The organism is Nonomuraea turkmeniaca (assembly GCF_005889735.1).
Classification (GTDB): domain Bacteria; phylum Actinomycetota; class Actinomycetes; order Streptosporangiales; family Streptosporangiaceae; genus Nonomuraea; species Nonomuraea turkmeniaca.
Genome location: NZ_VCKY01000024.1, coordinates 65189 through 73406, shown reverse-complemented (window position 1 = coordinate 73406; position 8218 = coordinate 65189). Strand labels below are relative to the sequence as shown.

At 70.5% G+C, this 8218-nt stretch carries 10 protein-coding genes; 7 read left to right on the top strand and 3 right to left on the bottom strand.

The features are described from left to right. The first annotated feature begins 137 nt into the window (after window positions 1-137). Window positions 138-845, top strand: coding sequence for a hypothetical protein (locus ETD86_RS10135; protein ID WP_138665857.1), 708 nt, complete (start codon window positions 138-140; stop codon window positions 843-845). 39 nt (window positions 846-884) lie between these two features. Here ETD86_RS10135 and ETD86_RS10130 read toward each other — a convergent pair whose 3' ends face one another. Both ETD86_RS10130 and ETD86_RS10125 read right to left on the bottom strand, forming a co-directional pair. Continuing rightward, complete coding sequence (locus ETD86_RS10130; RefSeq protein WP_138665856.1) at window positions 885-1247, bottom strand: DUF2203 domain-containing protein; 363 nt, start codon at window positions 1245-1247, stop codon at window positions 885-887. A 9-nt stretch (window positions 1248-1256) separates the two neighbouring features. Beyond that, window positions 1257-1937, bottom strand: a complete 681-nt coding sequence (locus ETD86_RS10125; protein WP_211369946.1) for a GntR family transcriptional regulator — start codon at window positions 1935-1937, stop codon at window positions 1257-1259. 91 nt (window positions 1938-2028) lie between these two features. Between ETD86_RS10125 and ETD86_RS10120 the strand changes: the two genes are divergently transcribed. Then, a complete protein-coding gene (locus ETD86_RS10120) occupies window positions 2029-3363 on the top strand; it encodes an MFS transporter (protein WP_170222981.1) in 1335 nt (444 codons plus the stop codon). 68 nt (window positions 3364-3431) lie between these two features. Beyond that, window positions 3432-4364 (top strand): SPFH domain-containing protein, encoded by a 933-nt coding sequence (locus tag ETD86_RS10115; RefSeq protein ID WP_138665854.1) that lies wholly within the window; start codon window positions 3432-3434, stop codon window positions 4362-4364. Here ETD86_RS10115 and ETD86_RS10110 read toward each other — a convergent pair. Next, complete coding sequence (locus ETD86_RS10110) at window positions 4312-5634, bottom strand: MFS transporter (RefSeq protein WP_138665853.1); 1323 nt, start codon at window positions 5632-5634, stop codon at window positions 4312-4314. The two genes, ETD86_RS10115 and ETD86_RS10110, sit on opposite strands and share 53 nt — an antisense overlap. Before the next feature lie 255 nt (window positions 5635-5889). On the opposite strand from ETD86_RS10110, the gene ETD86_RS10105 reads away from it, so the two are divergent. The 4 genes from ETD86_RS10105 (at window position 5890) to ETD86_RS10090 (ending at window position 8218) form a co-directional block, all read left to right on the top strand. After that, entirely contained in the window at window positions 5890-6597 is a 708-nt protein-coding gene (locus tag ETD86_RS10105; protein WP_246147823.1) for a sirohydrochlorin chelatase, read from the top strand. Window positions 6598-6640: 43 nt separating this feature from the next. Then, window positions 6641-7189, top strand: a complete 549-nt coding sequence (locus ETD86_RS10100; protein WP_138665852.1) for a GNAT family N-acetyltransferase — start codon at window positions 6641-6643, stop codon at window positions 7187-7189. Between the two features lie 214 nt (window positions 7190-7403). Continuing rightward, window positions 7404-7859 carry a hypothetical protein gene (locus ETD86_RS10095; RefSeq protein ID WP_138665851.1) on the top strand — a complete coding sequence of 152 codons (456 nt, stop codon included), beginning with the start codon at window positions 7404-7406 and terminating at the stop codon, window positions 7857-7859. A gap of 104 nt (window positions 7860-7963) precedes the next feature. After that, the gene (locus ETD86_RS10090; protein WP_138665850.1) at window positions 7964-8218 is read left to right on the top strand and encodes a hypothetical protein; all 255 of its coding nucleotides are present in this window, start codon (window positions 7964-7966) and stop codon (window positions 8216-8218) included.

Genomic DNA, 8218 nt, shown 5'->3' with positions numbered 1-8218 from the left:
GGGCTGGAGGTCGTGGCGACGGGCCTGCAGCCGTCGGGGCGGTCCGTGGTGGAGTGCCGGGCGGGCGGCTCTTGACCGCCGCTGTCGTCCATGTCTAGATCAAGAGGTTGATCGTCCCCCCGACCGGAGGATTGGGCATGGCATCGGCATCGGCATGCGTCGACGTTGAGCGGGGCTCGCGGCGGGCGCGTGCGGTGCGGATCTCCACCGTCGTCGCCGGGGTGCTCCAACTCGCCGTGGCCGCCGTCCTGGCGGGGATTCCCGGGAGCTCGCCCACGCTGGATCACGTGCCCGTGCCCGAGGGTTACCCGAAGGAGCCGCCTCCGGCCGCGCTCAGCGCCCGGCCCGCCACGTCGCCGATCCCCACACCACGGCCGGACCCCGGCCGGACCACCGCTCTCCCGCCCAGCGGCGCGCCGGCCGACGGCCGCGAGGGCACTCCGCCACCGGACGCCGTGCGCGGGACGCCCCCCGCCGTTCGCCCGGCCTCCGCCGGCGAGGCGCCGCCGGAAGTCCGGGCGACCGCGCGGCCAGGCAAGGCGGCCACGCCCGTGAGGACCACGCCCGCCGAGACAACGCGGGCCGAGACAACACCCGCCGGGAAAGGGCCGGCCACCAACCCGAAGACCGCCATCCCCAAGGGCGGGACCGCCAAGACCCCGAAGGCCAACGGCGTCGACAAGACCGGGACGGCGGAGACCCCCACCGGCAGGCCCTCCGCCACTCCTGGCGGGCAGACCGGGGAGCCGCCGGGACAGGCGGACGTCTTAGGCGGGACCTCGGCGGGGAAGGGCGCCCAGTCCGTTCAAGAGCCCGGCGTCCCGCCAGGCCAGGCGGAGAAGTGACCCCTCCCCGGCATCAACGCCCAGGTTGAATGCGACGCCTCACGGGAGCGGGCGGCGGCCGGCGAAGCCCAAGTCCGTACGGTGGTACCAGGCGAGCTCCGTCTCCCCCTCGATCCAGCACAGCCGCACCGACACTCCGTCGAGCACCGCGGGGAAGTCGACCAGCACCGGCGCGATGCCCTTCACCTCGATCCCCTGGCCGGTCCACCCGCTGAGGATCTCCTCGATGCGGGCCTGCAGCGCCTTGATCTCGGGGATGCCGCCGAGCTCGGAGCCGCCTCCTACCTGCCGGTCAAAGGTGATCTCGGCGAGGTCGGCGCGGGCGGCGATCACCTCGCGGGCGTCCTCGATGACGCCGGGCAGCAGGGAGCGGGCCTCGTCAACGGTGAAGATCCGGTCCATGCGGACACGTTAGCGGTTCGGCTCGTACGCGTGGACGAGCAGCTCCTGCGCGTGGTCGAGATAGTCGTCCAGGTAGGCGGCGGCCTCCTCGGGTTTGCCGGCCTCGATCAGCTCGAGCAGCGTGCGGTTGCGGTCGACGAACGGCTCGTGGAAGGCGCGCGGGTTCTTCATCACGTGGAAGACCAGGCGCAGCTCGGCCAGCAGCTGGCGCATGAGCTCGTCGATCCTCGGGCTGCCGTTGAGCGACACAAGCGCCTGGTGGAAACGGATGTTGGCGGTGCCGACGCCCTGCCAGTCGTCCTCGGCGGCGGCCCGCTCGGCGTCCCGCATGGCCTCGCGGACCACGGTCAGCGCCTGCGGCGACAGCGGCCGGCGCACGGCCGAGCCCTCCAGCACGCGGCGCACGCGGTAGAGGTCGAGCACGTCCTCGGCCGATGGCAGGCGGACGAACACGCCCCTGTTGAGTTTGTGGTCGAGCAGCCGCTCGTGGCCGAGCAGCCGGAAGGCCTCACGCAGCGTGTTGCGCGACACGCCGAGCCCTTCGGAGATGGTCTCCTCCGACAACCGCTGACCAGGACGGAAGAAACCCTCACTGATGCGGTCACGCAGGATGTCGGCCACCCGCTCGGCCGTGCTGCTGCGTCCCAGCCGGGGGCGGTCCTGGGAGAGATCAGCGACGACGTCATCCACATTTAACAGGGAATCATGGAGCAAACCTCTTGTCGAATTGTTCAACGATTCTTATGTTGAAGCTATCCCCTCGACAACCAAGGAGCGATCGATGTCAGGCTCCACGCAACAGACCCGGCGGGTGATCCTCGCCAGCCTGATCGGCACGTCGCTGGAGTGGTACGACTTCTTTCTCTACACCACGGCCGCGACGCTGGTCTTCCCCAAGTTGTTCTTCCCCGAGCTCGATCCGTTCAACGCGACGCTGGCGTCGCTGACCACCAACGCGGTCGCGTTCGTCGCCCGGCCGCTGGGCGGCGTGGTGTTCGGCCACTTCGGCGACCGGGTGGGCCGCAAGACCGTGCTGGTGGTGACGCTGCTGGTGATGGGCGTCTCGACGTTCCTCATCGGCGTGCTGCCCGGCTACGCGAGCGTGGGCGTGATCGCGCCGATCCTGCTGGCGGTGCTGAGGTTCGTGCAGGGCCTGGGGCTCGGCGGCGAGTGGGGCGGCGCGGTGATCATGTCGCTGGAGCACGGCGACGGACGGCGGCGCGGCTTCAACGCGAGCTGGCCGCAGGTCGGCGTGCCCGCCGGGTACGTGCTGGCGACCGGGCTGCTCACGCTCCTGTCGTTCGTCCAGTCGGACGCGGCGTTCCTGTCGTGGGGCTGGCGGGTGCCGTTCCTGCTGTCGGGCGCGCTGGTGTTCGTGGGCCTGTGGGTGCGGCTGAAGGTCACCGAGTCGCCGTTGTTCGCCGAGGTCGAGCAGCAGGGCGCCAAGGCCAAGATGCCGCTGCTGGAGGTCCTGCGCACGCACCCGCGCGCGTTGTTGTCCGCCTTCACCGCTCGGATCGGGGTGGACGTGGCCTTCTACACCTTCACCGCGTACATCTTCCTCTACATCACGGAAGTGCTCGGCCTGCCGCGCTCGTACGCGCTGAACGCGGTCCTCATCGGCTCGGCGCTGCAGCTGGCGCTGATCCCCCTCTTCGGGGCGCTGTCGGACCGGCTGGGGCGGCGGCCGGTCTATCTCGCGGGCGTGGTGAGCGCGGCGGTGTGGGTGTTCGCGTTCTTCCCGCTGCTGGACACGAAGTCGTTCCCGCTGATCGCGCTGGCGGCCGTGGTCGCGTTGATCACGCACGCCGCGATGTACGGGCCGCAGGCCGCGTTCATCGCCGAGCTGTTCAGCACCCGTCTGCGCTACAGCGGCGCGTCCATGGGCTATCAGGTGGCCGGCATCGTGGGCGGCGCGCTGGCGCCGATCATCGCGCTGAAGCTGTTCCAGACGTACCAGACCACGGTGGCGGTGTCGATCTACGTGGTCATCGCGCTGGCCGTCACCGCCCTGGGCCTGGCCATCGCGCCGGAGACCCGCGACCTCGGCCTCGCCGCCGAGCCGGAGCCCGCCCCACGCGACGGGGTCACCGGCCAGGTCGGGCCGTTCGCCTGAAGCACCCTCGATTGCCGCGAAAGCCGCGGGCGGCGGCTGCCACCGCCGCCCGCGCGGAAGGGTACGGGATGAGAATCGCCCTGGCCGTGATCGCCGCACTGATCGTCCTCCCCCTGCTCATCGGGGGCGTGGGGGGACTGGAGAGCACCGACGGCGGTCAGGTGGCCGTCGTCCGCGACGGCGGGCCGCTCGACGACAACAAGGTACGCCAGGTGATCGACCCCGGCTCGGGGATGACCTGGACCGGCATGTGGTCCGCCACCCACCTCTATCCGGCGCAGCAGCGCTTCTACACGATCACCGCCGACGCCAAGCGGGCCACCACGCTCGGGGTGGACGTGGTGACGGTGCCCAGCAGCGACGGTGTGAACCTGGGCATCGAGGGCACCCTCTACTTCACGCTCAACCTCGACCACGAGACGCTGAAGAAGTTCGACGACAAGTACGGCACCCGCACCTTCCGCGCGCAGGACGACAGCTCGCTCTATGCGTGGGACGGCGACGAGGGATGGACGGCGTTCTTCGGCCAGGCGGTGCGGCCGGTGATCGACAACGCATTGCGCGGCCAGATCGGCGCCAAACGCTGCGCCGAGCTCGTGCCGTCGTGCTCGCTGCTGGAGAGCTCGGCACTCAAGCCGCAGGACAGCAACGCGAACATCGCCGAGGTCCAGGACGCGGTCAACGCCTCGCTGGCCCGGGACCTGCCGGCCACGCTGGGCGGCGAGTTCTTCTCCGGGATACGGTTCACGCTGGCCAAGGTGACGCTACCGGCCGAGGTGCAGCAGGCGGTGGACCGCTCGCTGGCCGCCTCCGCGGCGGTCTCCGAGGCCCAGGCGAAGGTGGCCCAGGCCAAGGCCGAAGCTGAGGCGAACCGGGCCAGGCAGGACGGCTACGACAAGTGCCCCGCCTGCGCCGAGATCGAGAAGCTGAAGTCGTTGCCGCAGGGCATCACGGTGTACGCTCCGGGGAATCCGCAGTCGGTCGTGGTACCGGCACGCTGACCGCGGTACGGCGCCATCTGCCCTTGAAGGCCGCCATCGAGACCAGGAACACGACCTGGCCGGCGAGCGCCACCCCGAGCCACGTCTGCCAGCCGCCGGCCTCCACCACCGGGGGAGACACCACCAGCAGGGCCACGATCATGACGCGGACGACCATGCCCCAGATGCCCAGGGCCGAGCCCTGCAGCCGGGATTCGACGTCCTCGGCGTCCTCGGAGAAGTTGGCCATCCAGGGCACGTACGCGACGCCCATGAACAGGTAGAGCAGTGCGAACACGACGGTCACGTGCGCCGCGGAGACGCCCGGGCCGAGCAGCGAGATGAGGTACGCGAGCGTCGCCACGGTGAGCACGGTGCCCACGGCGGTGAACGGCTTGCGCAGCTGGATCCGGTCGGAGACCCGTCCGACGATCACGACGGCCACGGCGTTGAGCACGATGCCGAGGGCCACCACCCGGTTGGCCGCGGCAGCCTCCATGCCGAACCCGCCCGCCAGGATGGTCTGGCCGAAGATCGCGAACGTCCAGTAGAGCACCTGCCAGCCCGTGTTGCCCAAGACGTGCGCCCACAGGTGCGGGTGCCGGAACAGCTCCCGCACCCGGCCGTGGCCGGCCCGGCCCTCGGCCGCCACGGCGATCTCGTCCTGGAGCACCTCGGCCCGCAGCGCCGCCGACGGCTCGGCGATCTTCCAGATGATGACGGCGCACATGACCAGCGACACGACGCCCATGATGATCGCCTGCGACTGCCACGCGTTGCCGAACAGCGGGAGCGTGAACCCCGCGATGAACGAGGCCAGGAACGACGCCCCGACAGGTCCCCACGTCCAGAACGCGAACGCCTGCGCCCGCCCCATCCGCGGCGAGAAGTCCCGTACCAGCGAGGCCGTGATCGTGATCCCCGCGCCCTCGATGAACAACATCAGGCAGCGGATCCAGAACAGCTCGGTGACGGAGTCCACGGTCGCGAGCAGGAAGTTGCAGGCGGCCGTGATGGTCAGGGTGGGCACCAGGATCGTGATCCGCCCCCACCGGTCGGACAGGATGCCGCCGAACCCGGCCGAGAGCCCGCCCACGAGCACCGACAGCGCGGCGATCTGCCCGTAGACGGTCAGCGACATGCCCAGGTCCGCCATGAGGAGGGGCAGGATGGTGGCGATCGTGGTCTCGAAATTGGCCACCAGGCTCGCCAGCACGGCTATCGAGAGCAGGAAGATCCGGCGGCGGCCGACCGGGTAGACGCTCAGCTCGCGGACATAGAACGGCTTCATTCCCCAGCCTCCGGGGGCGGTTGTGGGACGTCGCTCTAGAACCGGCTTCTAGTTGCTCCTAGCTTTCCGTTTTGTGTCGATAAGTCAACGTTTCAACGGATTACGATGTGATCTCGATCACAGGGTGGGCGTTGTGACGGAATCGCCATCTATTCACAGAACAACACCTTCCGAATGGGCATAAACTGCGCGCCTGTGAGCCTGCCTGTACGTGAACGTTCCCCCCGGCCGGGAGGCGGTCGCCATCGCCGTCCCGTGCCCACGTCCCTGCCGTCGGACGCCCCCTTGCTCGTGATCGCCACCCCCGGCGACACCACCGGTGCGGCGGAAGAGATCGCGGCCGTGGTACGCGTGGACAACCCGCAGATCGAGGTCCGGCTGACGAGCGTCACCGATCTGGCGGACTCCCTTCCCATGGGACGCGATGCCGTCATCGTGCCCCTGCTCACCTGGGAAGATCCCGTCGTCATGGCGGAGATCGGCAAGGCCGTGGCGGCCGCCGGCTCCGGAGCGGTGGTGACCGACGCGCTCGGGCCGCACCCGCTGCTGGCCGAGGCGCTGCACATCCGGCTCGCCGAGCGCGGCCTGGCCCGGGCCGACCGCGTACGCCTGCTGAACGTCTCCAGCCCCGTGGACGCCGTCGTCCTCGGCACCGTCGGCGGCGAGCGCGCGGTGCGCGCCGTGCAGGCCACCGCGGTGCTGCTGGCCTCCCGGCTCACGCTCCCGGTCGTGGCCGCAGCGCTCGACAGCGACCCGGGCGTGAGCGTCGCCGCCCAGCGGCTGCGCGCGGCCGGCGCCCAGCGGCTGGCGATCGCCCCCTGCATGATCGGCCACGAGGCGCCCGCGGGGATCGTCGAGCGGGCCGCGGCGGAGATCGACGCCGGCCACGCCGAGCCGCTCGGCTCACACGGCGCGGTCGCCGAACTTGTCGCGCGAGCTTACGGGAGTCAACTCGCGACTTGACAAGGGCTTGTAAAGATCACGGGACTCGCGTTACCGTCTGCCCATGCGCCAGGTGGTGTGGAACGGTGAGCGACTCGGTCTCCGTGACGTGACCGAGACCGACGTGCACGGACTGCACGCCATCTACGGCGACCCCACCGTGACGCAGCACATGCCGTTCGCGCCGCGCACCTTGGACGAGGTGGCGGCGCTGGTGGACGAGGCCGTGGCGGCGGCCTTCACCGAGCCGCGGCTGCTGTACGTGATGGCCGTGATCGACATCGAGCGCCGCGGCCTGATCGGGGTGGCGCGCCTGCACATCGAGGCCGACCATCCGCACAGCGCGGAGATCGGCTTCGGGCTCCTGCCGGACATGTGGGGGCGCGGCATCGGCACCGACCTGGTGCGGTTGTTGCTGTCGTTCGGGTTCAAGGAGCTGGGACTGCACCGGATCTGGGGCGCACGGTCGCCCGCCAACCTGCCCGCGCAGCTGGCGATGCTGACGGCGGGGATGGTTGAGGAGGGCCGCATCCGGCACCACGTGCACACGCCGCACGGCTGGCGCGACTCGATCGTGCACTCGGCCCTCGAAGACGAGTGGACCGAACGCTGATTCCCCGGCTCTCCTGAGGCGCCGGTCAAGTCCGGACGCCTCGTTCGTGTGCCGTCCTTCCAGCCGCCCGATGCACCTCCGGCAGCGCCACGTGGATCCGGCCGCGCGGGCCGGGCGCGGCGCAGCCCGTCGTGGTCGAGAACCGCGGTGTGGCGGGGCCGGGGATTGTCGGTGGGGCACCCTACGATGAGGCTCCTCACGGAGGGATGATCCAATGGTCGACTCGCTGATCGTGCCGCTGTTCGTCACGACGGACCTGCCGCCGGAGGCGGACCTGGCCGAGTTCGGGGCGTTGCTGGCCGGGACGGCACGCGTGCTGGGCCACGAGGGCGCCGGTTACCAGGCGTTCCTCGCGGGCAAGGTGTTCTGGCTGGACCGGCCCGTGCTGCCCGAGCAGCGTCCGGCCGCCGACGCGGAGCTGCGTTTCGCGGGCATGCTGGGCTATCTCGCCGCCTCGGGCTCCGGCCACTCGGCCAGGGACGTGGTCGGCGATGTGCGGCAGGCGATCGGCGCGGCCGTGGCGGGCCGCTACGGAGACGTGGGCGTGGCTCCGGCCGTGTTCGCGATCCGCGACCAGGACGTCCGTGAGCGCACCCCCGACGAGGCCCTCTACGTCGACACGCCCGACGGTGCGGCCGAGCTGGTGAATGCGGCCAAGTCGTACCTCTAGTCAGACGGTCTCACCGCGTGCCATGGTGAGCGAAGATCCTTCCAGCGGGGACGGCACGCGGCTCGACACCCGCCGGCGGCGGTCTGGACGACGAGGAGGTTCCCATGGCGGTGCTCGGCGCGATCTGTTTCGGGCTGGTGATCGGGTGGATCACGTACCGGACGCTGCGTCGCAGGGAAGGCGCCGTGGGGCTGACCGACCTCGCCACGGTGCTGGCCGCGGTGGGCGGCGGGGCGGTGACGGCTCTGTTCGACCTGCCCGAAGTGTTCGGGGCGTACGCGGTGGGGCTCGCGATCGGCTTCTTCGGCTATCTGGTGGTGGCCACGCTGATGCCCGACTCGAAGTGGATGGACCACTAG

Excerpts from the sequence above, each read along its gene's own strand:
- ETD86_RS10135 (WP_138665857.1), top strand. The coding sequence starts at position 138 with ATGGCATCGGCATCGGCATGCGTCGACGTTGAGCGGGGCTCGCGGCGG.
- ETD86_RS10130 (WP_138665856.1), bottom strand. The coding sequence starts at position 1,247 with ATGGACCGGATCTTCACCGTTGACGAGGCCCGCTCCCTGCTGCCCGGC.
- ETD86_RS10120 (WP_170222981.1), top strand. The coding sequence starts at position 2,029 with ATGTCAGGCTCCACGCAACAGACCCGGCGGGTGATCCTCGCCAGCCTG.
- ETD86_RS10115 (WP_138665854.1), top strand. The coding sequence starts at position 3,432 with ATGAGAATCGCCCTGGCCGTGATCGCCGCACTGATCGTCCTCCCCCTG.
- ETD86_RS10110 (WP_138665853.1), bottom strand. The coding sequence starts at position 5,634 with ATGAAGCCGTTCTATGTCCGCGAGCTGAGCGTCTACCCGGTCGGCCGC.
- ETD86_RS10100 (WP_138665852.1), top strand. The coding sequence starts at position 6,641 with ATGCGCCAGGTGGTGTGGAACGGTGAGCGACTCGGTCTCCGTGACGTG.
- ETD86_RS10095 (WP_138665851.1), top strand. The coding sequence starts at position 7,404 with ATGGTCGACTCGCTGATCGTGCCGCTGTTCGTCACGACGGACCTGCCG.
- ETD86_RS10090 (WP_138665850.1), top strand. The coding sequence starts at position 7,964 with ATGGCGGTGCTCGGCGCGATCTGTTTCGGGCTGGTGATCGGGTGGATC.